This window comes from Streptomyces sp. NBC_00425, assembly GCF_036030735.1.
Classification (GTDB): domain Bacteria; phylum Actinomycetota; class Actinomycetes; order Streptomycetales; family Streptomycetaceae; genus Streptomyces.
On record NZ_CP107928.1, the window covers coordinates 4345903 to 4372115 of the forward strand.

Consider the following 26213-nt stretch of genomic DNA (forward strand, 5'->3'; position numbering starts at 1 on the left):
TGAGCGCCCTTTCGTGGCCCGAGGGACACCACGCGATCTGGCGGATATCAACTCCCTCTCCTTACCCTTGCGTTGGGGACCGGCCCTGGGGGAGGTACGGTGCACAGACGGTTGTACGGGCGGGGCGCGCTGTTCGACGTCGATCCGCCCGGTCTCGTGGCGCGGCTGGTCGGGATCCGTCCCTACGAGCTGCACGCGGAGAAACTCGAACATCCGGGCGGGCCACCGCTGTTGGTGCTGGCGGGCGGCCGGGGACTGGGCAAGAGCGCGGTGCTGGCCGAGCTGTGGGACGCCTACACGGGCCGCACCCGCCGGGGCGAGGCCCGCAGGCGCACGCCGGTCGCGTTGATCGACTGCGAGGACGAGCAGTTCGCCCGCCCGCCGCACGAGGAGAGCCCCGAGTCCTGGTCACCGGCGTGGCAGGCGCTGCTGGTGGTCGCCGAGCAGCTGACGGAGCCGGTGCGGGCGGCCGGGCAGCTCACGTTCCCGCGACTGACGGCCGGGCTGGTCGCCGTACGGGCCAGCGACTGGAGCGGACGGACCGACTCCGACCGCATCCGGCGGGAACTGGTGCGCATCCTGCTGCTGAACGAACGGGCCTCGCGGTTCACCCTGGCCGGGCGGTGGGCGGCGAAGGTGGCGTCGAAGGTGATCGCGGCGGCGAGCGGCGGGGGCCCGTTCGTCGCGGCGACCGTCGAGGCCACCCTGGAGGCGCTGTCCGAGGGGGTCACGCACCGCAAGGAGCAGAAGCCGGCCACCTGGTACCGCAGCTATCCGAACGCGGGCGGCAACGCCAAGCGCGGTCTGCTGCTGCTCGCCGGGAACTTCCGGGCGGGCGGCACCTCGCGCGAGCACGCCGAGCGCTGGCTGGTACGGGCGCTGCTCGCCGACCTGGCCGAGGCGTACTCGGGGCTCGGTTCGCATCTGACCCGTCTCGGCCGGCCGCTGGTGCTGCTGGACAACGCGGGCGGCGGTCCGGGGCCGGGCCTGCTGGACGCCGTCCTGCGGGACCGGGCGGACGGGGTCGCCGACCAGGTGGTGTGGGTGGCGACGGTGCGCGGCCCGGACCACCCGGCGCTCGGCGACGCCGTACGCCGCACCCTGCCGCAGGTCGCCCGGACCACGGACTGGGAGCCGGGCGGCACGCCGTCCTCGCGGGCGCTGGTGGTGCCGCTGCCGCCGCTCTCCCCCGACGACACCCTGCACATGGTCGGCGCGGTCTGCGACGACGTCGAACCGCCGCCCCGGTTTCCGCACGCCACCCACCGGCTCACCGGCGGCAACCCGCTCGGCATCGCGCTGCTCGCGACCGCCGCCCGGCAGCACCCGGAGCAGGCGGCGTCGCTGGGACGGCTGCTCACCGCGAGGATCGGGCCGGAGGAGGGGCAGGCCGACGAGGGCCGGCCCGTCTACGCCGAGCTGCTTGCCCGGCTGGTCCCCGCCGACCGGCTCGAGGAGCTGACGGTCCTCGCGGCGGCCCACGGCCATGCCTCCGCCACAGCCCTGGCACAGGCCCGGCTCCCCGAGGACTTCGGCTCGTCGGGCGTGCGGGCGCTGCGGATCCGGCTGGCCGAGGAGGGGATCCCGGACGAGACCGGGCACTTCGTCGGCGACCCGTTCCTGCGCACCCTGCTGCTGCTCCGGCTGCACCATCGGCAGGCCGACCACACCGGGTGGCGCGAGACGCACGAGACGATGATCGCCCACTTCGCGACGGGCCTCGGCTTCCGGACCCCGAGTCCCGGCGTGGACGCCTTCCGCCTGTACCACCGGCTCGCCCTCGGGGACACCGCCGACGCGGTCGCCCACCTGCGGGACACGTTCCCGGTCCTCGCCACCCGCGCCTGGCTGCTGACGCTCCGGCTGCTGGGCACCGCGCCCTACTTCCACGCGCACGACACGCAGGGACGGGACGCGGACGGGCACGAGGACCGGCGCTCGGCGGTCGCGCTGGGCCGCACCGACGCCGGAGAGGAGCCGCCCGAGGGTGCCGACCGGGCCCTTCATCTGCGGGTACGGCGGCTGCTGCACGCGGTCTGGCAGGTGTCCGACCCACTGGTGCTGCCGGATCAACGGGTGTGCGAGCGGCTGGAGTTCGAGCTGCGCCAGCTGTCCGATCTGCGGCCCGCAGGGGGCGCGCTGCTGTTCGCGGCATCCCGCGCGTGGCCCCGCGACGCCCTCGCCGGCCGCCCGCTGCGGATTCCGGAGGAGGACGGCGACACGGACGGCGACGGAAACGGCGGTGGCGGCAACGGACCGGACGACGGGGACGGCGACGGCGGCGACGGGGACGGGGAGGCGTGATGGCGGACGGAGTCAGAAGCCCGCTGGTGCGGTGGCTTCGGGAGATCTGGGAGATCCGGCTCCACCGCTATCTGGCGCTCCTGCTCACGGCCGCCGTGGTGACCGGGCTGGTCTTCGCCGTGCGGGCGGTCACCGCGGAACATCGGGCGTGCGCGCCGGGGGTGGCCCGTCCGCCCGGCAGCGACGAGTGCGTGGGCGTGGCCACGGACGCGTTCGACTTCGGGCACCCCCAACTGCGTGACGCGGTGAAGGCGATCGACCGGGAGAACAGCCGCCTGAAGGCGGGCGGATACGTCACGGTCGCCCTGATGCTGCCGTACACCGCCACCACCCCCTCGACGCTCAGCGACATCCAGCACGAGGTGCAGGGGGCGTACCTGGCGCAGTGGCAGGCCAACCACACCTCCAACGGGCAGGCCCCGGCGATCCGTCTGGTGCTCGCCAACCCCGGCGCGACCAGCGCCCACTGGGAGACGATGGTCGACCGGCTGGAGCGGATGGCGCGGGGCGAGGACCGGCTGAGGGCGGTGGCCGGGGTCGGCCAGAGCACCGAAGCCAACAAGAAGGCGGTGGCGGAGCTGACCCGGCGGGGCATCCCGGTGGTCGGCGCGTCCATCACCGCCGACGACCTCGCCAACGGGCAGAACGGCAGGGACCCCTTCCCCGGACTGGCCCGGGTGGCCCCCACCAACACCGACGAGGCGCGCGCCCTGGCCTCGTTCGCCAAGGTCGACGCCGCACGGGCGCTGCTGGTGTACGACAAGCCCGGCGACCCGTACACGCGCACGCTGCAGACGTCGTTCGCCGCGCTGCTCAAGGGCTCGCCCTACGAGCCGCAGCCCTTCACCCCGCCCGCCGACCGGACGCAGGAGGGCACCACCGCGAACACCTTCCGGCAGATCACGCATCTGGTGTGCGACACCTCGGCGGGCACGGACACGATCCTGTTCGCCGGGCGGCACACCCAGCTGCGGCAGTTCGTCAACGCGCTGGGCACCCGCGGCTGCCAGGACCGGAGGTTCACCGTGCTGACCGGCGACGAGGGCTCGTACCTGTCCGGCGACAAGAAGCTGGACCGCACCGCCCTCACCCACAACCTGTCGGTCCGGTACACCGCCCTCGCCCACCCGGACGCCTGGACGACGTCCCCCGCGGGGCCGGGCGGCTCCGCCGCGGACGCGAAGGCCCTCACCGACCTCCTCGCCCGCAGCGCCCGAGCGCCGGTCGGCCCGATCGGCGAGGTCGCCCTGGAGGACGGTCAGCTGATCATCGGCTACGACGCGATGACGCTGGCCGTCCACGGCATCCGCGAGGCCACCCCGGAGGGCGGGACGGCTCCGCCCCTCGCGGACGTCGGCCTGCAGTGGCCGCAGGTCAAGGGCTCGCTGCGGGTGAACGGGGCGAGCGGCTGGATCTGCCTGGACGTGCACGGCAACCCGTACGACAAGGCCGTCCCGATCGTCGAGCTGCACGCCGACGGCGGCTCCCGCTTCTTACGGCTCGCCTGGCCGGAGGGCAGGCCCCCGGGAAAGGAGTGCCTGCCCCCCGTCAAGGGCGGATAGGACGGCCGGACGGGCGGCCGGGGCAGGACGCCCGGCTCGCTTCCTCGAACATGCCCCCCACGAGCTGGAACACCGCTTGATCCTTCTCGAGCTCGACAAGGTTCTCCCTCGGAAAGCTCTTCGCCTTCGAGAAGATGTAGGAAACCCGTCCCGGCGCGACCTTCCGCAGCCAGTCGTACATCGCGTCCGGCTCGGTGGGCAGGGACTTCATGTGGTCGTAGCCCGGGAAGATGTCGTAGTCGGGGTCTCCCGGCCGCGTGACGGGGACGGTCAGATCGCGGCGACCGGGGAAGCGGCGCAGGCCCTGTCGGCTGCCGTCCACGGACACCCAGCTCTCCTCCCGTTGCGAGGCCGCGCCGCACGACCCGGCCTCGGCGGCTCCGCCCGCGAGGGTCTTGTTCTCGACGTACACGAACTGGTCGCCGCGGACGGTGCCGTGCCCGTCCGTGCGCGCGGCGGCCAGCGCGGCACCCCCAGGGCCTCCGCCGCCGCGTAGTCCAGGCCGCCCCACACGCACAGCGCCAGCACCTCCCGCTCCGGTCGCCGCAGCTTCGCGAGCGCGACCCGCACCAGGGCCAGTCGGGCGGCGGCGTCCATCCGCCCCTCGACCTCGTCGGCGAAGTCGCCCGGCTCCTCCCCACGTGGGAGCCGGGCGACGGCCGCCGCGTGCCTGCGGGCCGCGCGGCGGGTGTTGCGCATGACGTTGGTGGCGATGCCCAGCAGCCACGGGCGCAACGAGCCGCCGTCCACGTCGAGCTTCTCGCGCAGCCGCCAGGCGTCCAGGAAGGTCAGCGAGACGACCTCCTCGGCGGTCGTCCACTCCCCCGTGAGCCGGTAGGCGTGGTTGTAGACGGCACGGGCGTAGGCGTCGAAGAGCTCGCCGAAGGCGTCGTGGTCCCCCGCGCGGATGCGTTTCCTCAGCGTTCGCCGAGCACTCGGAGTACTCGCATTCGTATCCACGCCCCTCTACCTGTCCGTACGGCGAAGGCCGGTTCCCGTGACCCAGGTCACGGGAACCGGCCTTCGCCGCGCCGTCTCAGAAGGTGATGCCGGTCAGTGCGCCCAGGGACTTCACCTCGGCGTAGGAGTGCTTGCCGGAGATGAAGATGTTGACGCCGTAGTAGTTGAACAGCCAGCAGCCGAAGGCGAGGAGCGCCAGGTAGGCGGCCTTGCGGCCCTTCCAGCCGGCGGTGGCGCGGGCGTGCAGGTAGCAGGCGTAGGCGACCCAGGTGATGAACGACCAGGTCTCCTTGGGGTCCCAGCCCCAGTAGCGGCCCCACGCGTCGCCGGCCCAGATCGCGCCCGCGATGATCGTGAACGTCCACAGGGGGAAGACGGCGGCGTTCACGCGGTAGGCGAACTTGTCGAGGGAGGCGGAGGCGGGGAGCCGGTCCAGGACCGAGTTCGCGAACCTGCCGGGCGTTCCGCCGTTCGCCAGCTTGTTCTCGTAGGCGTCCTTGAACAGGTACAGGATCGTGGCGACCGCGCCGACGTAGAACACCGCGCCGCAGAAGATCGCGGTGGAGACGTGGATGTAAAGCCAGTAGGAGTGCAGCGCCGGGACCAGCTGGTCGCTCGCGGTGTAGAGGACCGTCACCGCGAGGCCCAGGTCCAGCAGGACCGTGGTGATCAGGAACAGGCCGAGCCAGCGCACGTTCTTCTTCAGCGCGAGCAGGGCGAGGTACACGCCGACGGCCACCGTGGAGAAGGTGATGTTGAACTCGTACATGTTGCCCCACGGCGCCCGCTGCACCGAGGCCGCACGGGCGACCACGCCGCCCACCTCGACCAGGAAGGCGAGCACGGTGAGGGAGATGGCGATCCGGCCGTACATGTCGCCCTGCTCGTCACCGCCGTGCGCGCCCGGCCCGTCGGGCACGTCACGCGCGCCGGCCGCGGAACGCACCACGACCTGCGGCCGCTCCAGGACGGCGGTGGAGCCGCCCTGCGTCACGGTGACGGCCGGCCCCTTCGCCGTGGCCTTCCCGCCCTGCTGGGCGGTGAGCGCGGCGGCGGTGCGGCCGACCTTGCTGCGGCTGCCGAGGAGCCATTCGGCGATGTACGCGAAGAAGGCCAGGGTGTAGACGGCCATCGAGGAGTAGATCAGCGTGTTGCTGATGCTCGCGAGATGTTCGTTGGTGGCGGCGGCCAACTCGGTCGCGGCGGCGAGAGTCACTGCTCAGCCCCTTTTTCGGCGGGTACGACATGGGGGTCGGTGGATTCGGGTGAGTCGTCCGCGGCGTCGGGCGCCCCGGGGGCCTGGTCGTACAGGGTTCCGGCGAGAGCGCCGAGTTCCTCGGGCACCTTGGCGGACTCGCTGCGGCCGAGGCCGGCCATCTCGACGACCGTCACCCCGTCGGCCCCCCGCACGGCACGCACCCACACCCGGCGGCGCTGGATGAACAGGGAGGCGGCGAGTCCGAAGATCGCGGTGATCGCGCCGCCCAGCGCCCAGCCGCTGCCCGGCTGCTGGGTGACCTGGAAGTTGGCCCACTGCCGGGTGCTCTCGTAGGTGACCGTGCCCGCCCCGCCTGGGAGCGTCATGGTCTCGCCGGGCTTGAGGTTCTCGCGCAGCTGCGCGTTCTTGGAGTCCTTGAACCCCTTCATGTGGGCCTTGTCGAGCTGGTACACGCTCTGCGGGATGCCCGAGTCGACGCCGAGGTCGCCGTGGTACGGCGTCAGGTTCAGCACCGGGTTGCGCAGCGAGGGGAACGTGGAGGCGGTCTCGCTGCCCGGCGTGTACGTCGGCAGGAAGAACGCCGAGATGCCCAGCTGCTCGCTGACGCCCCGGGCGTTCCGGTAGCCGTCCAGGACCTTGATCACCCCCGACGAGGTGACGTTGGAGTCGAGCGGCAGCAGCGGGACGGCGTCGTGGAAGACGACCTTGCCCTTGCCGTCGCGGACGGTGATCACCGGGGCGTAGCCGTGCGCGGTGAGGTAGACCTTCGAGTCGTCGATCTCCAGCGGGTGGTTGACCTTGACGACGGTCTTCGCGTCCTTGCCGTACGCGCCCACGCTGTAGGTGAGGGCGGCCTGGTAGGTGCGCGGGGTGCCGGTGTTGGGGCCCGAGGTCTCGTAGGTGCCGGTGAACTTGTCCAGGGCGAAGCTGAACGGGTTCAGGTCGTCGGTGTCGAAGAGGTTGCCGGACTTGAAGTCGTCGTAGGAGATGAGGGTGTTGGAGAAGCCTCCGCTGCCCTCGACGAGGAGTTTGTTGCCCTCGGACTTGAACAGCTGGCCCCAGGCGAAGGCGACCAGCATCACGATGAGGGCGATGTGGAAGGCGAGGTTGCCGACCTCGCGCAGATAGCCCTTCTCCGCGGCGACGGCGTCCCCTGTCGCGTGGGCGCGGAAGCGGCGCTTCCTCAGCAGTGCCAGCGCGGCCTCGCGCACCTGCTCCGGCTCGGCCCGCGTCTGCCAGGTCGTGTAGGCCGGCAGCCGGGTCAGCGTCCTCGGCGCCCCCGGCGGGCGGCCGCGCAGCTGGCCCACGAACTGCCAGGTGCGGGGCACGATGCAGCCGACGAGGGAGATGAACAGCAGGAGGTAGATCGCGGAGAACCACACCGAGCTGTAGACGTGGAAGAGGCCGAGCCGGTCGTAGACGACCGCGAGGCTCCCGTGGGCCCGGCGGAATTCGGCGACCTTCGTCTCGTCGTTGCCGGACTGCGGGATCAGCGAGCCGGGGATCGCCCCGAGCGCGAGCAGCAGCAGAAGCAGCAGCGCGACCCGCATGGAGGTGAGCTGACGCCAGAACCAGCGGGCCCAGCCGACGACGCCCAGGCCGGGCATGTTGGCGAGCGAGTCCGCGGGCGCGGTCGACAGCTGGGAGCCGGCGGCGCCGAGATCCTGCTCCTCGGAGGCGGCCGGAGTCTCACCGGGGCCGGCGTTGACCGTGCTCTTGCTCATGGATCAGATCCCCACAGTGAAGCCGGCGGACCAGGACTGCATGTCCTGCACGATGCGGTCCCAGGCGCCGGTCAGCAGCAGCAGACCGGTGACGATCATCATCGTGCCGCCGATCCGCATCACCCAGACGTAGTGGCGCTTGACCCAGCCGAAGGCGCCGAGCGCCTTGCGGAAGGCGACCGCGGCGAGCACGAACGGCACGCCGAGGCCGAGGCAGTAGGCGACGGTCAGTATGGCACCGCGGCCGGCGCTCCCCTGCTGGGAGGAGAGGGCGATGACGGAGGCGAGGGTCGGACCGATGCAGGGGGTCCACCCGATGCCGAACAGGGCGCCGAGGAAGGGAGCACCGACGAGCCCGGCGACGGGCCTGCGGTGGAAGCGGAACTCCCGCTGCGTCATCCAGGGCATCAGGCCCATGAAGAAGACGCCCATGAGGATCATGAGGACGCCCAGCACCTTGGACAGGACGCTCTGGTTCTCCTGGAGCGTCTGGCCGAAGTACCCGAACAGGGCCCCGCCGGAGACGAACACGGCGGTGAAGCCGAGGACGAACAGGGAGGCGCCGGCGACCATCCGTCCGCGCCGGGCCTCGGCGAGGTCGGTGCCGGTCACGCCGGTGACGTACGAGAGATAGCCCGGGACGAGCGGCAGGACGCAGGGCGAGAAGAAGGAGACGAGACCGCCGAGCAGGGCCAGCGGCAGGGCGAGCAGCAGGGCGCCGTTCATCACCGTCTGGTTCGGGTCGGTGGCCGCGGCGAACGTGGTGAGCGCGCTCACGTCACTTCTCCGCGAGGATCGGGGCGATCATCTTGCGCAGCTTCTCCTCGCTGAGCGCGGCCAGCGAGCGGGCGGCGATCTTCCCCTCCCGGTCGACGACGAGCGTGGAGGGGATGGCCTGGGGGTTGAGCGTGCCCTTGCGGAAGCGGAGGATCAGCTTGCTGCTGGGGTCGTACAGGCTGGGGTAGGTGACGCCGTACTGCTCCTCGAAGGCGAGGGCGCTGCGCACCTGGGGGTCGGCGACGTTGATGCCGACGAACTGCACGCCCTTGCCCTGCAGGTCCTTGGAGACCTTCTCGAAGTTGGGCGCCTCGGCGCGGCACGGGGCGCACCAGGAGCCCCACACGTTCAGGACGACGATCTTGCCCTTGAAGGAGGCGATGTCCAGTTGTTTGCCCGCGACGGTCGCACCCGACAGGTCGGGGACCTGCGCCCGCTGCCCCTTCTCGGCGGTGGAGATGCCGTCCTTGCCGAGGACGAAGTTGGTGCCGCCGCCCCCGCCCGACGTGCCCCCGGAGCCGCAGGCGGACAGCAGCAACGCGGCGACGACGGCACCCGCGCCGAGGACTGCGGGGCGACGCGGACGGATCCAGGCGGCACTCATGTGAAAAGTTTCGCATGCCCGTTCTGAGGATCTTGCGCGCCCCCCTTGCGGGGAGAAAACCGCATTTCAGGTGGCAGACGCGGAGGCCTTCGGGGACTTCGGGCCGGTCGGCGACTTCGGGGCGGTCGGCGACTTCGGGGTCGCGGCCAGGAACGTCTTCCAGCCGCCGGCCGGCTGCTGCCCGACCTCGAGGGTGCGCAGCTTCTCGAGCACCTCCGGCTTCTGGACGTCGATCCAGTCCACGAACTGCCGGAAGGAGACGATGCGCACGTCCGCGCCCTTCTCCTTCTCCCGTGCGATGTGCTTGAAGGACTCCTCGACGGCGTCCATGTAGATGCCGCCGTTCCACTGCTCGAAGTGGTTGCCGACGAAGAACGGAGCCCGGTTAGTCTCGAATGCCCGCTTGAATCCCTGTATGTACGCCTGGGAGGACTGCTGACGCCAGCCGGGGTAGTTGTGGGCGGGCGCCTTGGTCGAGTTGACGGACTGGTTGGCGAGCATGTTGTAGTCCATCGAGAGGACCTCGAAGCTGCGCCCCGGGAAAGGTATCTGCTGCAACGGCAGATCCCAGATCCCGGCCTTCTTCTTCGGCCACACCTGACGGCCGCCCGGCGAGGAGGCGTCGTAGCGCCAGCCGAGGGCACGGGCGGTGGGCAGCAGATTGTCCTGACCGAGCAGACAGGGCGTGCGTCCGCCGACGAGTTCCTTGTCGTAGTCGAAGGGCAGCGCGGGCAGGTCGGTCCAGCCGGTGTTGGTCCGCCACTCCTTGACGAACTTCTTCGCCTGGTCTATCTCGCTGCGCCACTGCGCCGGCGTCCACTTGCCGACCGAGCCGTGGCCCTCGCCGCAGAAGTGGCCGTTGAAGTGGGTGCCTATCTCGTGCCCCTCGAGCCAGGCGCGACGGACGCCCGCGAGCGTCATCTTGACGTGCTCGTCGGTGAGGTAGCCGATGTCGGAGGCACCGCGGGGGTTGTTCGGCGGGTCGTAGAGCCGCTTCTTCGACTCGGGCAGCAGATACAGCCCGGAGAGGAAGAAGGTCATGCTCGCGCCGTGCGCCTTGGCGAGATCGAGGAAGCGGTCGAAGAGCCCGTTGCCGACCTCGCCCGCGCCGTCCCAGGAGAAGACGACGAACTGCGGCGGCTCCTCGCCGGGCTGGAGCGGCACCGGCTTGGCCGGCTGGTGGGGCTGCTTGCCCGTGAAGGACGTGGAGCCGTCGCCCAGGGGGCGGGCACCGGACTTGGGGCGGGGACTGCCGGAGCCGCCGTCCTTGGCGCCCTTCTTCGCATCACCGGCGGGGGACGGGTCGTCCGAACTCGTGAGACTGCCGCAGCCGGCGAGTCCGGCGACTGCCGCGGCTCCGGCCCCGAGTCCGATGGCTCCCCTTCGGGTGATCGTGCGCATGGCGTCCTCGTTCATCAGATCCTCTGGTGGTCACCCATTCAGAGGACATGATGAACGACAGGGTTCCGCCGATAGTTCCGGATTCGGTAACAGACGGGGTATTTCAGCCACGCGGCCGGGCCCGGCGGGCCGCAGGGCCCGGCCGGGCGGCCGTCGTCACCCGTTACGCGCCGAACGCCTTGCCCTTGCCCGGCACCGGCTTGGCCCCGGCGCGCAGGTGCACCGGCACCAGGTCGAGGGCGGGTTCGGTGTACCCGACCGACATGATCCGGTCGCCCTGGTACGTGAACGTCGTCAGCGAGGCGAGCGTGCACTGCCGCTTGCGCGGGTCGTGCCACAGCCGCCGCCGCTCGACGTAGGACCGCACGATCCAGATCGGCAGCTGATGGCTGACCAGCACGGCCTCGTGCCCGCGGGCCGCGTCCTTCGCCGCGTCCAGTGCGCCCATCATCCGCACGACCTGGTCGACGTAGGGCTCACCCCAGGACGGCTTGAAGGGGTTGACGAGATGCTTCCAGTTCTCCGGCCGGCGCAGCGCCCCGTCGCCCACGCCGAACGTCTTGCCCTGGAAGACGTTCTCCGCCTCCAGCAGCCGCGCGTCGGTGGCCAGGTCGAGCCCGTGCGCCTTCGCGATGGGGGTCGCCGTCTCCTGCGCCCGCTCCAGCGGGGAGGCGACGACGTGCGTGACGTCGCGGGAGGCGAGATGCTCGGCGACCCGGTCGGCCATCTGCCGGCCCAGCTCGGAGAGGTGGTAGCCGTCGAGACGGCCGTAGAGCACGCCGTCGGGGTTGTCGACCTCGCCGTGGCGCATGAGGTGGACGACGGTGATGTCCTGGGCGGCGCCGTTCTTCTCGAAGGTGCTCATCGCGCCGTGGCCTCCGCAGCCGCTCGGGCCGCCGCCGGAAGGGCGTCGGCGATTCTCTGGACGGCCGTGTCGTCGTGGGCCGTGGACACGAACCAGGACTCGAAGGACGACGGCGGCAGATAGACGCCGTTCGCCAGCAACGAGTGGAAGAAGGCGGTGAAGCGGAACGACTCCTGCGCCTTGGCGTCCTCGTAGTCGCGGACGGGACGGTCCGTGAAGAAGACGGAGAACATGTTGGAGGCGCTCTGCAGCGTGTGCGCGACGCCTTCCTTGGCCAGCGCCTCCGACACCAGCGTCTGGATCTGCGTGGAGACCTCGTTCACCTTCACGTACGCGGCGTCGTCGAGGAGCCGGAGCTGGGCCAGGCCGGCCGCGGTGGCGACCGGGTTCCCGGAGAGCGTGCCGGCCTGGTAGACGGGCCCGGCGGGCGCGAGGTGCGCCATCACGTCGGCACGTCCGCCGAACGCCGCGGCCGGGAAGCCGCCGCCCATGACCTTGCCGAAGGTCATCAGGTCGGGCGTGACGCCGTCGATCCCGAACCACCCGGCGCGGCTGGTGCGGAAGCCCGTCATCACCTCGTCGGAGACGAACAGCGCGCCGTTGGCCCGGCAGGCGTCCTTGAGCCCCTGGTTGAACCCGGGCAGCGGCGGCACGACGCCCATGTTCCCCGGCGAGGCCTCGGTGATCACGCAGGCGATCTCACCGGGGTGCCGGTGGAAGGCCTCCTGCACGGACTCCAGGTCGTTGTACGGCAGGACGATCGTGTCGCCGGCCTGCGCGCCGGTGACGCCCGGGGTGTCGGGCAGCGCGAAGGTGGCGACCCCGCTGCCCGCCGCCGCGAGGAGCGAGTCGACGTGCCCGTGGTAGCAGCCGGCGAACTTGATCACCTTGGTGCGCCGGGTGAAGCCGCGGGCGAGCCGGATGGCCGACATGGTGGCCTCGGTGCCGCTGGACACCAGGCGCACCTGGTCGACGGGCCCGACCCGCGCCACGATCTCCTCGGCGAGAGCGACCTCGCCCTCGCCGGGCGTGCCGAAGGAGGTGCCGCGGGTGACGGCCTCCTGCACGGCGGCGATCACCTCGGGGTGCGAGTGCCCGAGGATCATGGGCCCCCAGGAACAGACCAGGTCGACGTACTCCCGCCCGTCGGCGTCCGTCAGATACGGGCCGGCGCCGGACACCATGAACCGCGGCGTGCCGCCCACGGCGCGGAACGCGCGCACCGGCGAGTTCACGCCGCCCGGGGTGACGACGGACGCACGGTCGAACAGCGCCTGCGAGACGGGCGCATCGTATGAATAGGGCAGTTCGCTCATGACCTGCGACTTCTCCGACCTTCTCCGACTTGCTGGACTCCGGTTGCCAGTGACCTCCCAGGGTAGGCCAGCGACGGCCGGGCCCCATGGGGCGTGCCGTCGCCGGCCGCGACGGCGGCCGCCCGGAGCGGGCCCGTGCGGCGGCCGGGGCCCTCTCCCCGGCCGGGCCGTGCTGCACGTGGCTCCGCCGGCCGCCTCACCATCTGCGAAACTGAGTCGGAACGGGCCTGACAGACGTAGCTCTCACCGACCGAGTGTCGAGGGGCTGCGAGTTTCCTGCGGACAGGTGTTTCACCGCACGTTTCGGCGGGCGGCCGTGGGGGAGGTCACTGACACGATGATCGGGTTGCGCGGCGGTGCCGGCGCGTCCTAGAAAAGCAGTCGGGTGGAGATATGCATCGCGGTGGCGGACTGGGCGAGGGGACTGACGACCTGGGTCCTCGACGTGCCCGGCGGGGAAGGCACCGGCGCAACGCGGAGGAAAGCGGCGAAGCACGACAGACGCAGGCACAAGGCGCACCGAGTGAGTCCGAGCGGGTCGACCGGCGGGTCGACCAGGTCGATCGTCTCGAGGCGGGAAGCAGGAATGGTGGTCGGGTGGGGGTGACGTACAAGTACTTCGGCGCGCCGGACGGTGCCACGGCGGCCCGCGTCCCGATCTCGATGCGCCCCGAGGAGCTCGGCGGCGACGAGCTGGGCATGAACGGCATGTTCACCAAGATCAAGCCGGAGACGATGGCCGCGATGGTCCTGACCGGCATCGAGGGCGTCCCCCTGAGCAAGGTGCCCCCGCTGGAGCTGGTCGTCCTGCACCCCGACTACGCCGTCGTGAAGCTCCCCATGACCGTCGTGGACCCGCTGCGGGACATCGGCGAGGAAGCGGTCGGCGCGGCCGCCTTCATCTGGTCGACGGTCCCGGACCGCGGCGGCCCGCGGGACGCGTTCAACGTGTACCAACTCCTGCACGAGTGGCAGGACTTCTCGCACCGGCTGCACGAGGCGGGACACCAGCCGTACTGCCTCGTGTGGCCTTGAGCCGGCTCGTCCCGTCAGCGACGGAATCGTCCCTCTTCGGTCAACTGGCCTTTCCTGTCGGCGTGTTCGGGCGCACGCAATGCGCCGGGCCGACGGTGACGGCGGGCCGGCGCGTGTCAGGATGACGATCCGACAGTCACTCACGGACGGAGTCCTGCGTCATGTCCTCTGACCTCGGCGGCGACGGCGGTCCCTCTCTGCGGATCGACACGAGCAAGCCGCACCCCGCCCGGATGTACGACTACTTCCTCGGCGGCAAGGACAACTACGAGGTCGACCAGGCAGCCGCAGAGCAGTTCATCAAGGCGGCGCCCGAGGTCCGGGCGGCCGTGCGGGCCAACCGGAGCTTCATGCACCGCGCCGTCCGTCACGTCGTCGCGGAGGGCGGCGTCCGGCAGATCCTCGACATCGGCACGGGTCTGCCGACCGAGCCCAACGTGCACCAGATCGCGCGGGCCGTCGCACCCGGGACGCGCGTCGCCTACGTCGACAACGACCCGATCGTCAGCACCCACTCCATGACCCTCGTGGACGACGCCGCCGACACCTCCGTCGTCCTGGCCGACCTGCGCGACCCCCGGGCCGTCCTCGACCACCCCGACGTGCGCCGGGTGATCGACTTCGACCGTCCGGTGGCCCTGCTGCTGGTGGCCGTCCTGCACTTCGTCACCGAGGCGGAGGACCCGGACGCCGTCGTCGCCGAACTCCGTGACGCGCTGCCCGCCGGCTCGTACCTGGTGCTGTCCCACGCGACGGGCGACCTCCACGAGGACGGGCGCAAGGACGCGGCCGCCGTCTACAAGGGCGCGACCGCCAGCATGAACCCCCGCGGCCACTCCCGTGTGCTGGACTTCTTCGGGGACTTCACGCTGCTCGACCCGGGCCTGGTCCTGGTCCCGCAGTGGCGTCCCGACGAGCCTCCCGCGCCGGACACCCCGCCCATCGGCATCTACGGCGCGGTGGCCCGCAAGGACGGCTGACCGCCCCGGGCGCCCGGCCGGCTCAGCTCCAGGCGTCTTCGCCCTCCGGGCCCTCGATCTCCTGCTCCGCCCAGATCGTCTTGCCCTTGGCGCCCGGACGGGCGCCCCAGCGCCGGGACAGCTGGGCGACCAGGAGCAGGCCCCGGCCGCCCTCGTCGAAGGTGCGGGCCCGGCGCATGTGGGGCGCCGTGCCACCGGCGTCGCTGACCTCGCAGATGAGGGTGCGGTCATGGATGAGCCGCAGCTGGACGGGCGGTTCGCCGTGCCGGATCGCGTTGGTGACCAGCTCGCTCACGATCAGCTCGGTGACGAAGGCGGCGTCGGCGAGCCCCCAGTCCGCCAGCCGTCCGACCGCCTTCTTCCGGGCGTCGGCGACCGCGGCCGGGTCGGCGTCCACGTTCCAGGTCGCGACGCGGGAGGCGTCCAGCACCCGGGTGCGGGCGAGGAGCAGCGCCACGTCGTCGGCGGGCGTCCGGGGCAGCAGGCTGTCGAGGACCGCGTCGCACATGACGTCCAGGGAGGCCGCCGGGGCGGTCAGGGACCGGCACAGGCGGGCGGTGCCGTCGTCGACGTCGCTGTCGCGGGAGCGGGACGCGATGAGGCCGTCGGTGTAGAGGGCGAGCAGGCTGCCTTCGGGCAGCTCCGTCTCGAGCGCCTCGAACGGCAGTCCGCCCAGACCCAGCGGAGGCCCCGCGGGGAGCGGCAGCAGTTCCACCACGCCGTCCGGGCGCGCCACGGCGGGCAGCGGGTGCCCGGCCCTGGCCAGGCTGCAGCGGCGCGTCACGGGGTCGTACACGGCGTACAGGCAGGTCGCCCCGACGTCGCCCGTGATCCCCTCGTCGCCGAGCGTGTCGGCCTCGGTGGCCAGCCTGCCCACCAGGTCGTCGAGGTGGGTGAGCAGTTCGCCGGGCGGCAGGTCGATGTCGGCGAGGGTGCGCACGGCCGTGCGCAGCCGCCCCATGGTCGCCGAGGCGTGGATGCCGTGCCCCACGACGTCGCCGACGACGAGCGCGACCCGGGCGCCGGACAGCGGGATCACGTCGAACCAGTCGCCGCCCACCCCCGCCCGCGCGTCGGCCGGCAGATAGCGGGAGGCGACCTCCATCGCGGACTGCTCGGGCAGCCGCTGCGGCAGCAGGCTGCGCTGCAGGGTGACGGCCGTCCTGCGCTCGCGGGTGTAGCGCCAGGCGTTGTCGATGCAGACCGCCGCCTTGGCCGCCAGTTCCTCGGCCAGCACCACGTCGTCGTGCTGGAACGGTTCCGGACGCCGGTGCCGGACGAGGACGGCGACGCCCAGCGCGACGCCGCGCGCCGACAGGGGGACGGCGATCACCGAGTGGAGTCCGAAGTCCCGGATGCGGGCCATGCGCACCGGGTCGCCGGCGACCCAGGCGGGGATGGCGGCCTCGGTCACCTGACGGCGAACGGCCCGTCCCGTGCGCAGGCACTGGGCCGGCGGCGAACTCTCCGGGTACACGTCGACGTCACCCGGCCGGAGGACGGCTTCGGGGGCGCCGGCCAGCACGGACCGGTGGGCGACCCGGCGCAGCGGCAGGGGGCCGCCGGCCGTGGTCTCCTCCTGCCCCGCCTCGAACGACATCAGCAGGTCGACGCTGACGAAGTCGGCCAGGCCCGGCACCGCCACCTCGGCCAGCTCCTGGGCGGTCCGGGTCACGTCGAGAGTGCTGCCGATCCGGGTGCTGGCCTCGGCGATCAGCTGGAGGCGCTGGCGGGCCCGGTGCTGCTCCGTCATGTCGTGCCCGGTGGAGGCCACGCCCAGGACCCGGCCGTCCGCGTCCTGCACCCGGTAGAGATCGACCGCCCAGGCGTGCTGCCGGCTCTCGCCGGGGGCCCGCGCGACGTTCTCCACGTGCCGCGGCTCGCCGGTCTCCAGCGTCCGTCGCATCAGCCGCTCGACGTCCCGCGCCGACGTCGTGGACAAAACGTCGGTGAGCCGCAGGCCGCGCAGGTACTCCTCGTCCAGGCCGAGCGCGCGCTGTGCGGTCTGGTTGGACCGGCAGAAGCGCAGGTCCGTGTCGTGCACCGAGGTCGCGCAGCAGGGCGACTCGAGGAACCCCCACCGCAGGAGCGCGTCCTCGTCGGCCCGGGGGCGGGGCGGTGATCCCGGCACCGCGCAGACCAGCAGCCAGTCCCGGACGCCGTCGTCCCCGGTCCGGTGATGGGCGACGACCCTGGCCTCCACCAGACGACCGTCCCGGCGCCGCAGGACGAGCGCCCCGTGCCACCGCGCCCGCCCCGCGAGGGGCAGCCCGGCGGGAGGCTGGTCGGTGAGGGGCAGGCCTGTGGGCGGCAGTCCGGCGGCAGCCGACCCCCCGGACACCGAGCCGGCTGGGCGCGGGTCGCCGAACGGAGGCGGATCGCCGGGCGGGGGCGGGTCGCCGGGCGGGGGCGGGGGGTCCGGTGAGGTCGGGGCGGGAGCGAGCAGGGTGGTGGCCGGGCGGCCGACGATCTGCTCCGCCGTGTAGCCCAGCAGTCGTGCGGCGCCCGTGTTCCAGCCGGTGACGGCGCCCTGTTCGTCGACGGTGACCCGCGCGGTGAGCGCCTCGCCGACAGCCTCCGATGCCTCGCTCATCTCACTCTCCCGCAGAACGCGTAACCCGTATCATTCCCGGCAAATCAACGCATACACGGAATCACTCGTATTTCCATGAGACGTCCGTCGCTCACGCCCCGTCCGGCGCTCCTTCCGCGCCTCGCCCCTCCGGCGGGCCGCCGCCCACGGTGAAGCCGATCACCGAGCCGCCGCCCGCGCGCCGCGCGGCGAACGGCGCGCCGCCGTGGGCCAGCGCCACCTCGCGCACGATGGACAGACCGAGGCCGGATCCGGGCCGGGAGCGGGCCTCGGCGGCGCGATAGAAGCGGTCGAAGACGCGTGTCAGGTCGGCCTCGGCGATGCCGGGCCCGCGGTCGAGGACCTCGACGCGGACGACGCCCGGCCGGGCGGGTCCGGTGACGGCGATCTCGACGGGCGCACGGCCGTCCCGGTCGAACTTGGTGGCGTTCTCCACGAGGTTCGACACCGCCCGCTGGAGCATGCCCGGCCGCCCGTAGGAGCTGGTGTCGCCGGACGCCCGGAGCAGGATCTGCCGTCCGGTGCGGCGTCGGGCGAGGGCCGCCACCTCCTCGGCGAGGTCGGCGAGGTCCAGCCTGCGCGGCGGCTCGGCGTCGGACTGGCCGGCCGCGAGGTCGACGAGTTCGTTGACCAGGTCGGTCAGCTCCCGGGCCTCCTGGCCGAGGTCCGCCACCAGCTCGTCGCGGATGTCCGGCGGCAGCTCGTCGATGCGGCGCAGCAGGGAGATGTTGGTCCGCAACGACGTCAGCGGCGTGCGCAGCTCGTGGCCCGCGTCCTGGACGAGCCTGCGCTGGTCCTCCTCCGACTGGGCGAGCCGGCCCAGCATGCGGTCGAACGCGCGGCCCAGCCGCCCCACCTCGTCGTGGCCGGTGACGGGCACCTGCACGCCGAGCCGCCGGGTGCGGGCGACGTTCTCGGCGGCGGTGGTGAGGATCACCAGGCGGTGGGTGATGCGCCGGGCCAGCCACCAGCCGAACAGCCCCGCGGCGGTCACGACCGCGGTCATCAGGATCAGCGTGCGCTGCTGGAGCGCCCGCAGCAGGTCCTCGGTGTCGCTGAACTCCTGCGCCACCTGGACCGCGCCCCGCCCGCCGCCGAGCGAGACGGTCGCGATGCGGTACACGTCGCTGCCGACGTCGACGTCCTTGTGCTCGGCCATCTGCCCGGCGTCGGCGGCGCCCGCCACCGTGCGGTCGGCGGCCGCCACCGGCAGCCCGGGGGTACCGCCGTCCACGACCCTCCCGTCCGGGCCGAGCACCTGCACGTCCGTGCGGGCCGGCCGCACGATGTCGTGCCCGGGCTCGGCCGAGGAGAAGTCCTCCGGCGCCATCCGCTGGTCGCGCACCTCGTCCCGCAGGTCCTGCACCACCTCGTCGAACACGGACTCCTGGTCGACCCGGACCAGCCGGGCGGCAGCCGAGTAGGACAGGACGCCGACGAGGACGGTGACGGCGGCGGTCACGGCGGCGAAGGACACCGCGAAGGTGGTGCGCAGCGACACCAGCTTCGGCCGCGGCCGGGACAGGAACGGGGGCAGCAGCCGGCGCAGCACGGGGCGCTGACGGCTCACCCGCGTAACCCCTCAGTCCTCGCGCAGCACGTAACCCACGCCGCGCACGGTGTGGATCAGCTGCGGGGCGCCCGGCTGGTCGAGCTTGCGGCGCAGGTAGCCGACGTAGACGGCGAGGTTCTTGGAACCGGGCCCGAAGTCGTAGCCCCAGATGCGGTCGTAGATCGTGGAGTGGTCCAGGACGATCCCGGCGTTGCGCACCAGCAGCTCCAGCAGCTCGAACTCGGTGCGGGTGAGCTCCAGCTCCCGTTCGCCCCGCCAGGCCCGCCGTGCCTGCGGGTCCATGCGCAGCCCGGCCGCCTCCACGTGCCGCTCGGGCGTCGGCCTGGGGACGTCGGGGACGGGCGCGACGGCGTCGGCGCCGGTCCGGCGCAGCAGCGCCCGCAGCCGGGCGAAGACCTCCTCGACGTCGAACGGCTTGACGACGTAGTCGTCGGCGCCCGCGTCCAGTCCGGCGATCCGGTCGGCGGTCTCCACCAGCGCGGTCAGCATCAGCACGGGGGTGCGGTCGCCCTCGGCGCGCAGCACCCGGCAGACCTGGAGCCCGTCGATCCCGGGCATCATCACGTCGAGGACGAGCACGTCCGGCGGGTTCCTGTGAGCGTGCGCCAGCGCCTCGACTCCGTCGGCGACCGCGGTGACCCGGTAGCCCTCCAGGGCCAGGGCGCGTTCCAGGGCGTTGCGGATGGCACGGTCGTCTTCGGCGAGCAGCACGGTGGGAGGCACCCGCCCAGTCTGCCAAGGCCTGCGGCGGTTGGGCCGGGGGGACGGTCGTACAGTCACCCTTCTTACTCGGCTCTCACCGTCCGGGTGGGCGTACGCGGGGGCCGACGCCACCGGACACACGCTTCGGCCTGAACGGCCTCGTCCTCGGTCCTCCTGAGGGGGTGCCCCCGGACGGGCCGGATCTGCCCGTCCGAGGGCTCGGAGGGTCGGCGGTCACCGGGCGGCCAGCGCCGCCAGCTGCTCGGCGAAGGGCACCACGGTGAACCCGGCCTCCTGGCCGGCCTTCGCCGGCTGCGGAGCCGGCGAGGGCGCGGACAGGCCTGTCATCAGCGCGGTCAGCTCGCCCGCGGCGCGCTCGATCCGCTCCGGCAGGCCCTGCGCGCCCCAGTCCTCCGAGGCCGCGTAGACGGCGGTCGGGACGACGACGGCGTGCAGGTAGGAGAAGAGCGGGCGCAGCGCGTGCTCCAGCACCAGCGAGTGGCGCGCTGAGCCGCCCGTGGCGGCGATGAGCACCGGCTTGCCGGCCACCGCGTCCGGGTCGAGCACGTCGAAGAAGGACTTGAACAGGCCGCTGTAGGACGCGGAGAACACCGGGGTGACGACGATCAGTCCGTCCGCCGCCGCCACCGCCTCCTGCGCGGCCGCCAGCCGCCGCCCGGGGAAGCCGTTGGTGAAGTGGTGGGCGATCTCGACGGCCAGGTCGCGCAGCTCCACGACCTCGACGTCGACGGACGCGTGCCGCCCCACCGCCCCGGTGAGCCGGTCGGCCAGCAGCCGGGTGGACGACGGGACGCTCAGCCCCGCCGAGAGCACGACGAGCTTCATGCCACGACCTCCTTCTCCGTCTTGCCCCCGTCGGCTCCTTCGGCCTGCTTCTGCGCAAGCAGCGACCCGTGGGTCGGCGCGTCCGGCACGTCGGCCGGACGGCCCACGGCGAACTCCTTGCGCAGCACCGGTACGACCTCCTCGCCGAGCAGGTCGAGCTGCTCCAGCACGGTCTTCAGCGGCAGCCCCGCGTGGTCCAGCAGGAACAGCTGACGCTGGTAGTCGCCCGCGTACTCGCGGAACTTCAGGGTCTTCTCGATGACCTGCTCGGGCGTGCCGACGGTCAGCGGGGTCTGGTCGGTGAAGTCCTCCAGGGACGGCCCGTGCCCGTAGACCGGCGCGTTGTCGAAGTACGGGCGGAACTCACGCACCGCGTCCTGCGAGTTCCTCCGCATGAACACCTGGCCGCCCAGGCCGACGATGGCCTGCTCGGGGGTGCCGTGCCCGTAGTGCGCGTACCGGGCGCGGTAGAGCTCGACCATCCGCCGGGTGTGGTCGGCCGGCCAGAAGATGTTGTTGTGGAAGAAGCCGTCGCCGTAGAACGCGGCCTGCTCGGCGATCTCGGGCGAGCGGATGGAGCCGTGCCAGACGAACGGCGGCACGTCGTCCAGCGGGCGGGGCGTGGAGGTGAAGCCCTGGAGGGCGGTGCGGAACGCGCCCTCCCAGTCGACGACGTCCTCGCGCCACAGCCGGCGCAGCAGGGCGTAGTTCTCGACGGCGAGGTTGATGCCCTCACGGATGTCCTGCCCGAACCAGGGGTAGACCGGGCCGGTGTTGCCGCGCCCCATCATCAGGTCCACGCGCCCGTCGGCCAGGTGCTGGAGCATCGCGAAGTCCTCGGCGATCTTCACCGGGTCGTTCGTGGTGATGAGGGTGGTCGAGGTGGAGAGGATCAGCTTCTCCGTCTGCGCGGCTATGTAGCCGAGCATGGTGGTCGGGGACGAGGGCACGAACGGCGGGTTGTGGTGCTCGCCGGTCGCGAAGACGTCGAGGCCGACCTCCTCCGCCTTCAGCGCGATCGCGACCATGGCCTTGATCCGCTCGCGCTCGGTCGGCGTACGGCCCGTGGTGGGGTCCGGCGTGACATCGCCGACGCTGAAGATCCCGAACTGCATGGTCGCTCACCCTCCAGGTTGTTGACGCTTCAACTATACCCGGAGAACCGCGGCCCGCCCAGGGCTATTCCCCCGCGTCCGGTGCACTGCTGTGCCGCCCGGTCCGCCCACGGCGTTCCCGGCGGCCCGCCCCGGCCGCTCCTTCCTTCACGCCTTCCAGTGCGGGTCACGGCCGGTCCGCGCGAGCAGCCGCTCGAACGGCGACGCGTCCTCCGCCGCCGCCACCGCCTCGCCGAACACGCCCATCCGCCGGGCCGTCGGCTCCAGCACGGCGACCGCCCCCGCGAGCTCCGCCACCACAGCCTCGTCGGCCTCCGGGAAGTCCTGGCCGGTGGCCCGCGCCAGATCCCACACGTGCACCGTCAGATCCAGCAGCGCCATCGAGCCGACCAGCCGCGCGGGCATGTCCATCGCACCCGTCGTGCCCTCCTCGGCGCCCGGCGCGGACCAGGCCGCCACCAGCAGGTCCGTCTCCGCCACCAGCCGCTCGCGCCAGTCGGGCCCCACGCCCACCCGGTCGGGAGCCTCCCCGAACTCCGACTCCTCCTTCGCCGCCAGCCGCTGGAACTGGACGACCACCTGGAACACATGGTTGACCAGGGCCTTCACGTCGTACTCCGCGCAGGGCGTGGGACCGGCCAGCGCCGCGTCCGGGACGCCCCGCAGCACCGGCTCGGCCCGCTCGCGCGCCCTGCCGAGCAGCTCGCCGATGCCGAGCGCGCTCCCACGGCCGCCGCCGTCGACGCCACTGCCGCCGCCTTCGTCGCTACCGCGCTCGATGCCGCTGTCGTCGATGTCCATACCCCGACCGTAGACACGCCCGCCGCCGCCCGTCTTGAAGAAACGCGACGTACGATCCGGGCATGGCCGCCCCCCGCCGCGACACCCGCGGGATCGTCGACCCGGCCGGGCTGCTGGCCCGCGTGCGGTTCCGCCGCCACCCGCCCGCCGAGCCGCTGCGCCGTCACGTCGAGACGTACTGGCTGATCGACTGGGACCTGCCCGAGCCGTACGCCTCCCACATCGTCCCGCACCCGTCCGTCAACCTCACCTTCCAGTGGGAGGAGGCCGACGGCCCGCCCTACGGCGAGCTGACCGGCGTCGCCCGCGGCCTCTACACCAGGAAGCTCACCGGCCGGGGACGGGTCTGCGGGGTGAAGTTCCGCCCCGGCGGCTTCCGCCCGTACGCCCCCGCGGAACCCGTCGCGCACTGGACCGGCCGCGTCCTGCCCGCCGACGACGTCTTCCCCCGGGCCGGCGGCGACACCCCCCGGACGGTGACCGGCCCCGCCGACGACCTCGGCCGGGTCGCCGCCCTCGACGCCTTCCTGCTCTCCCTCGACCCCGAGCACGACCCGCGCGCCGACCAGGCCATGGACCTCGTCGAGCAGATCCGCGCCGACCGCACCGTGCGCCGTGTCGCCGACCTCGCCCGCGCCGGGGGCCTCTCGGTACGGGCCCTGCAGCGGCTCTTCGCCGCCTACGTGGGCGTCAGCCCGAAGTGGGCCATCCTCCGCTACCGCCTGCACGAGGCCCTGGAACTCGCCGGCACCCGGCAGGACCTCGACTGGGCCGGCCTCGCCGCCGACCTCGGCTACGCCGACCAGGCCCACCTGGCCCGCGACTTCACCACCACCGTCGGCCTCCCCCCGACCGCCTACGCCCAAGCCGCAAGCACGCCATAGCCCCCCACAGCACGCCGTAGGCCCGGGCCCGGGCCGACCAACGGCTGTCCGCGGCCGGCCCGGCCCCGTACGCCGCACCGCCGCCAGCCGGTCGGTCGGTCGGTCGGCTTCAGGACGTCAGCGGCAGGGCGTCCATGTACGCGTTGGACGGCTTGGGCGCCTTCGCCACGCTCCGCGCGTCCAGCGCGACCGCCGCCGACGCCGTGCCCAGCGTCCCGCCCGGATGCCAGGTCCCGGTGACGTTCACCCAGGTGTCCGCCTTCGGCGCGGCGGCCCCGTGGACCAGCACCTTCACCGACGACGCGTCCGCCGCACAGCAGCTGACGATGATCCGGGTCAGATACCAGCCGTCCCCGCCCGGGGCCGGCGTGACGAACCCCGTCATCACCACGGTCCGCTTCCCGACGGCCCGCGACCGGTCCTGCTGCACCCGCTGGGTGAAGTCGGTCAGCGTGATCGGCAGCGGGGAGGTCGCCGGCAGCGGGTCGAATCCGTCCTCCTCCACCGCCACCGCCTTGGCCGGTTCACGCGAGGCGGTGTACGAACCGAGCGCGGGCGGGGCGTAGAACAGCAGGCTCAGCACCGGCAGAAACAGCAGCCACGCCACCCGCGGCACCCGCGAGTGATCGTGCCCGTGCGCGTCCCCGCCCCCGCTCCCGCCGCCGTCAGGCCGACGCCGGTGCCCATGACCGTGCCCGTGCCCGTGGTCGTGGTCGTGGTCGTCCCGGCCGCCGCCGGTCCGTCGCCGGCCCCACGCCTCCGCCGCCGCCCACGCTCCCAGCGCCACCAGCACCGCTCCCGACGCGATCAGCAGCGGCCGCATGCCCGGCTTCACCAGATTGAGGTACAGGTCGGTGAAGAGCGCGGCGTGCAGCAGCCCCAGACCGCTCAGCACCAGCAGCGCCGCCTGCGCGAACCGCCTCACAGCAACACCCCTCCGATCACCGCGCTGCACACCACGGCGACCACCGCCGTGGCCGCCGAGAACCGCACCGCGAACGCCCGCCCGAACGTCCCCGCCTGCAACGCGATCAGCTTCAGGTCGACCATCGGCCCCACCACCATGAACGTCAGCCGTGCCACCGACGAGAACCCGCTGAGCGACGCCGCCACGAACGCGTCGGCCTCGCTGCACACCGCCAGCACGATCGCCAGCGCCGCCAGGAACAGCACCGACAGCCACGGCGACCCCGCGAACGTGTCCAGCACCGAACGCGGCACCGCCACGTTGAACGTGGCCGCCGCCATCGCCCCCACCACCAGAAAACCCCCGGCGTGCAGGAAGTCGTGCTGGAAACCCTGCCGGAACTCCTGGAACCGGCTGTGCCCCGCCACATGTCCCGCCTGCCGGTCGGTCCGCGGCCGCAGCCACTCCTCGCGCCCCAGCCAGAGCCACAGCCAGCCCATCGCGGCGGCCGTCACCAGCGAGGCCACCAGCCTCGCCAGCACCATCTCCGGACGGCCCGGGAACGCCACCGCCGTGGCCGTCAGCACCACCGGGTTCACCGCCGGCGCCGACAGCAGGAACGCGAACGCCGCGGCCGGCGTGACCCCCCGCCCGATCAGACTGTTCGCCACCGGCACCGACGCGCACTCGCACCCCGGCAGCACCACTCCCGCCGCCCCCGCCACGGGCACGGCCAGCGCGGGCCGCTTCGGCAGCACCCGCTGGAAGACACCCGCCGGCACGAACGCGTTGATCGCCCCCGACAACGCCGTCCCCAACAGCAGGAACGGCAGCGCCTGCACGGTCACGGCCAGGCACACCGTCCGCCACGCCTGCACCGCCGGCTCGTCCAGCGACCGCCCGACGACCACCAGCAGGACGCCCGGCACCACCGCCGCGCCCAGCAGCAACAGCGGCCAGTGCCGCGGCAGCCCACGCCCCGCAGGAGCGTCCGCCACGCCGTCGGCCACCGCCCCGGACGGCCGTATGTCCGTCTCCTGCATCCGCCCTACACCCGCCCTTCCCGCAACCGCACGACCTGCTCCGCGCCGAACTCCACCGTCCGCCGCATGTGCCGCACGATCACCGCGAGCTCGGCGTCCGCGAGATCGTCGAAGAGCGGCATCCAGTCGCCGCCCAGCCGCTCCCACATCCGCCCGAACTCCGCGATCCGCTCCGGCACGGTCGCCACGAGCACCCGCCGCCGATCGGCCGCGTCCCGCTCGCGCACGACATAGCCCGCCTTCTCCAGCCGGTCCACCAGCCGGGTCGCCGACCCCGTGGTGAGCCCCGTCAGCTCCGCGACCCGGCCCGTCGTCACCGGCCCCCGCTCCAGCGCCAGCAGGTTCAGACACTGCAGATCCGTGGGGTGCAGCGCCAGCCGGTCCGCGAGTGCCTGGTTGAACAGGGCATACGCGGCCGCGTACCGCCGGGAGACCACGGACAGCTCGTCCAGCAGCCGCGACCGCACGTTCTGGGACATCGCTCCCCTTCGCCGGCGCCGTCGTCGGCGCCGTCCGCAGATCGTACGACGCACCGGTCCCACGATCCTCAGAAGAAGTACGCGTCCCCGGTGTCCAGCACCAGCACCGTCTGACGGTCGTTGGAACGGTTGCGGTCCACGGCCCCGCCGCCCCACACCGTGTCGACGGCCATCGTCACCTCGGCCGGCCGCCCCGGCAGCCACACCCGCATCACGATCTGCTCCCCCACCCCGTCCGCGACCAGGGGACCCGTCCGGCACACCACCTCCTGCCGGCCCGTCCGCGCACATCCCGCCGCCAGCCGCTGCTCCCCCGCCGCCAGCGGCGCCGACCACCGCAGCCGCACCGTCGAGTCGGCGACGTCCGCCGGACCGTGGTTGCGCGGAGTCAGCCGCACGTCGACCCGGCCACCGGCCATGACGGCGGAACCGTGATACGAGAGATCGGCCTCGCCCGCCGACCCGGCAGCCTCCGCCACCCCCGTCTCCTGCGCCGCCCCCACCTATCCTGGCCACAGCCCAC

General features: G+C 72.7%; 24 protein-coding genes. 5 read left to right on the forward strand and 19 right to left on the reverse strand.

Features of this window, described 5'->3' with window-relative positions; genetic code table 11:
• Positions 1-99 precede the first annotated feature (99 nt).
• The gene (locus OHS82_RS18560) at positions 100-2304 is read left to right on the forward strand and encodes a hypothetical protein (protein WP_328434170.1); all 2205 of its coding nucleotides are present in this window, start codon (positions 100-102) and stop codon (positions 2302-2304) included.
• Positions 2304-3866 (forward strand): ABC transporter substrate-binding protein, encoded by a 1563-nt coding sequence (locus OHS82_RS18565; protein ID WP_057583641.1) that lies wholly within the window; start codon positions 2304-2306, stop codon positions 3864-3866. Before OHS82_RS18560 ends, OHS82_RS18565 begins: the two co-directional genes overlap by 1 nt.
• On the opposite strand, the gene OHS82_RS18570 is transcribed toward OHS82_RS18565, so the two are convergent.
• The 9 genes from OHS82_RS18570 to hemL all read right to left on the reverse strand — a co-directional run bounded on the left by OHS82_RS18570 (position 3853) and on the right by hemL (position 12732).
• Positions 3853-4188, reverse strand: a complete 336-nt coding sequence (locus OHS82_RS18570) for a hypothetical protein (RefSeq protein ID WP_057583640.1) — start codon at positions 4186-4188, stop codon at positions 3853-3855. The genes OHS82_RS18565 and OHS82_RS18570 overlap by 14 nt on opposite strands.
• Complete coding sequence (locus OHS82_RS18575; protein ID WP_443041881.1) at positions 4137-4826, reverse strand: RNA polymerase sigma factor; 690 nt, start codon at positions 4824-4826, stop codon at positions 4137-4139. The genes OHS82_RS18570 and OHS82_RS18575 overlap by 52 nt, the downstream gene beginning before the upstream one ends.
• A gap of 76 nt (positions 4827-4902) precedes the next feature.
• A complete protein-coding gene (gene ccsB / locus OHS82_RS18580) occupies positions 4903-6042 on the reverse strand; it encodes a c-type cytochrome biogenesis protein CcsB (RefSeq protein WP_057583639.1) in 1140 nt (379 codons plus the stop codon).
• Entirely contained in the window at positions 6039-7769 is a 1731-nt protein-coding gene (gene resB, locus OHS82_RS18585) for a cytochrome c biogenesis protein ResB (protein WP_057583638.1), read from the reverse strand. The genes ccsB and resB overlap by 4 nt, the downstream gene beginning before the upstream one ends.
• 3 nt (positions 7770-7772) lie before the next feature.
• On the reverse strand, positions 7773-8546 hold the full coding sequence (locus tag OHS82_RS18590; protein WP_057583637.1) for a cytochrome c biogenesis CcdA family protein: 774 nt from the start codon (positions 8544-8546) through the stop codon (positions 7773-7775).
• A gap of 1 nt (position 8547) precedes the next feature.
• Positions 8548-9150 (reverse strand): TlpA family protein disulfide reductase, encoded by a 603-nt coding sequence (locus tag OHS82_RS18595; RefSeq protein WP_328434171.1) that lies wholly within the window; start codon positions 9148-9150, stop codon positions 8548-8550.
• Positions 9151-9216: 66 nt separating this feature from the next.
• Entirely contained in the window at positions 9217-10551 is a 1335-nt protein-coding gene (locus tag OHS82_RS18600) for a hypothetical protein (protein ID WP_057583655.1), read from the reverse strand.
• Positions 10552-10714: 163 nt separating this feature from the next.
• Complete coding sequence (locus OHS82_RS18605; protein WP_057583635.1) at positions 10715-11416, reverse strand: histidine phosphatase family protein; 702 nt, start codon at positions 11414-11416, stop codon at positions 10715-10717.
• Complete coding sequence (gene hemL / locus OHS82_RS18610) at positions 11413-12732, reverse strand: glutamate-1-semialdehyde 2,1-aminomutase (RefSeq protein ID WP_057583634.1); 1320 nt, start codon at positions 12730-12732, stop codon at positions 11413-11415. The genes OHS82_RS18605 and hemL overlap by 4 nt, the downstream gene beginning before the upstream one ends.
• Before the next feature lie 393 nt (positions 12733-13125).
• Here hemL and OHS82_RS18615 point away from each other — a divergent pair, with 393 nt between their 5' ends.
• Together OHS82_RS18615 and OHS82_RS18620 are read left to right on the forward strand one after the other, a co-directional pair.
• Positions 13126-13767, forward strand: a complete 642-nt coding sequence (locus tag OHS82_RS18615; protein ID WP_107105364.1) for a hypothetical protein — start codon at positions 13126-13128, stop codon at positions 13765-13767.
• A gap of 161 nt (positions 13768-13928) precedes the next feature.
• The gene (locus tag OHS82_RS18620; protein ID WP_057583633.1) at positions 13929-14747 is read left to right on the forward strand and encodes an SAM-dependent methyltransferase; all 819 of its coding nucleotides are present in this window, start codon (positions 13929-13931) and stop codon (positions 14745-14747) included.
• Positions 14748-14769: 22 nt separating this feature from the next.
• On the opposite strand, the gene OHS82_RS18625 is transcribed toward OHS82_RS18620, so the two are convergent.
• The 6 genes from OHS82_RS18625 to OHS82_RS18650 all read right to left on the reverse strand — a co-directional run bounded on the left by OHS82_RS18625 (position 14770) and on the right by OHS82_RS18650 (position 22377).
• Positions 14770-17340 carry a SpoIIE family protein phosphatase gene (locus tag OHS82_RS18625; protein WP_328434172.1) on the reverse strand — a complete coding sequence of 857 codons (2571 nt, stop codon included), beginning with the start codon at positions 17338-17340 and terminating at the stop codon, positions 14770-14772.
• A gap of 91 nt (positions 17341-17431) precedes the next feature.
• Positions 17432-18910 carry a sensor histidine kinase gene (locus tag OHS82_RS18630; protein ID WP_370444214.1) on the reverse strand — a complete coding sequence of 493 codons (1479 nt, stop codon included), beginning with the start codon at positions 18908-18910 and terminating at the stop codon, positions 17432-17434.
• 12 nt (positions 18911-18922) lie between these two features.
• Positions 18923-19624 carry a response regulator transcription factor gene (locus OHS82_RS18635; protein ID WP_057583630.1) on the reverse strand — a complete coding sequence of 234 codons (702 nt, stop codon included), beginning with the start codon at positions 19622-19624 and terminating at the stop codon, positions 18923-18925.
• Positions 19625-19849: 225 nt separating this feature from the next.
• Positions 19850-20461: an FMN reductase gene (locus OHS82_RS18640; protein WP_057583629.1), complete on the reverse strand. Its 612-nt coding sequence runs from the start codon at positions 20459-20461 to the stop codon at positions 19850-19852.
• The gene (locus OHS82_RS18645) at positions 20458-21576 is read right to left on the reverse strand and encodes an LLM class flavin-dependent oxidoreductase (protein WP_328434173.1); all 1119 of its coding nucleotides are present in this window, start codon (positions 21574-21576) and stop codon (positions 20458-20460) included. The genes OHS82_RS18640 and OHS82_RS18645 overlap by 4 nt, the downstream gene beginning before the upstream one ends.
• A gap of 147 nt (positions 21577-21723) precedes the next feature.
• A complete protein-coding gene (locus OHS82_RS18650) occupies positions 21724-22377 on the reverse strand; it encodes a TIGR03086 family metal-binding protein (RefSeq protein WP_079041592.1) in 654 nt (217 codons plus the stop codon).
• Between the two features lie 62 nt (positions 22378-22439).
• On the opposite strand from OHS82_RS18650, the gene OHS82_RS18655 reads away from it, so the two are divergent.
• Positions 22440-23261: a helix-turn-helix domain-containing protein gene (locus OHS82_RS18655; protein ID WP_057583627.1), complete on the forward strand. Its 822-nt coding sequence runs from the start codon at positions 22440-22442 to the stop codon at positions 23259-23261.
• A 109-nt stretch (positions 23262-23370) separates the two neighbouring features.
• On the opposite strand, the gene OHS82_RS18660 is transcribed toward OHS82_RS18655, so the two are convergent.
• The 4 genes from OHS82_RS18660 to OHS82_RS18675 all read right to left on the reverse strand — a co-directional run bounded on the left by OHS82_RS18660 (position 23371) and on the right by OHS82_RS18675 (position 26169).
• Positions 23371-24186, reverse strand: coding sequence for a TIGR03943 family putative permease subunit (locus OHS82_RS18660; protein WP_328434174.1), 816 nt, complete (start codon positions 24184-24186; stop codon positions 23371-23373).
• Complete coding sequence (locus tag OHS82_RS18665; protein WP_057583625.1) at positions 24183-25211, reverse strand: permease; 1029 nt, start codon at positions 25209-25211, stop codon at positions 24183-24185. Before OHS82_RS18665 ends, OHS82_RS18660 begins: the two co-directional genes overlap by 4 nt.
• 5 nt (positions 25212-25216) lie before the next feature.
• The gene (locus tag OHS82_RS18670) at positions 25217-25690 is read right to left on the reverse strand and encodes a MarR family winged helix-turn-helix transcriptional regulator (RefSeq protein WP_057583624.1); all 474 of its coding nucleotides are present in this window, start codon (positions 25688-25690) and stop codon (positions 25217-25219) included.
• Between the two features lie 68 nt (positions 25691-25758).
• Complete coding sequence (locus OHS82_RS18675) at positions 25759-26169, reverse strand: hypothetical protein (RefSeq protein WP_443061788.1); 411 nt, start codon at positions 26167-26169, stop codon at positions 25759-25761.
• Positions 26170-26213 lie beyond the last annotated feature (44 nt).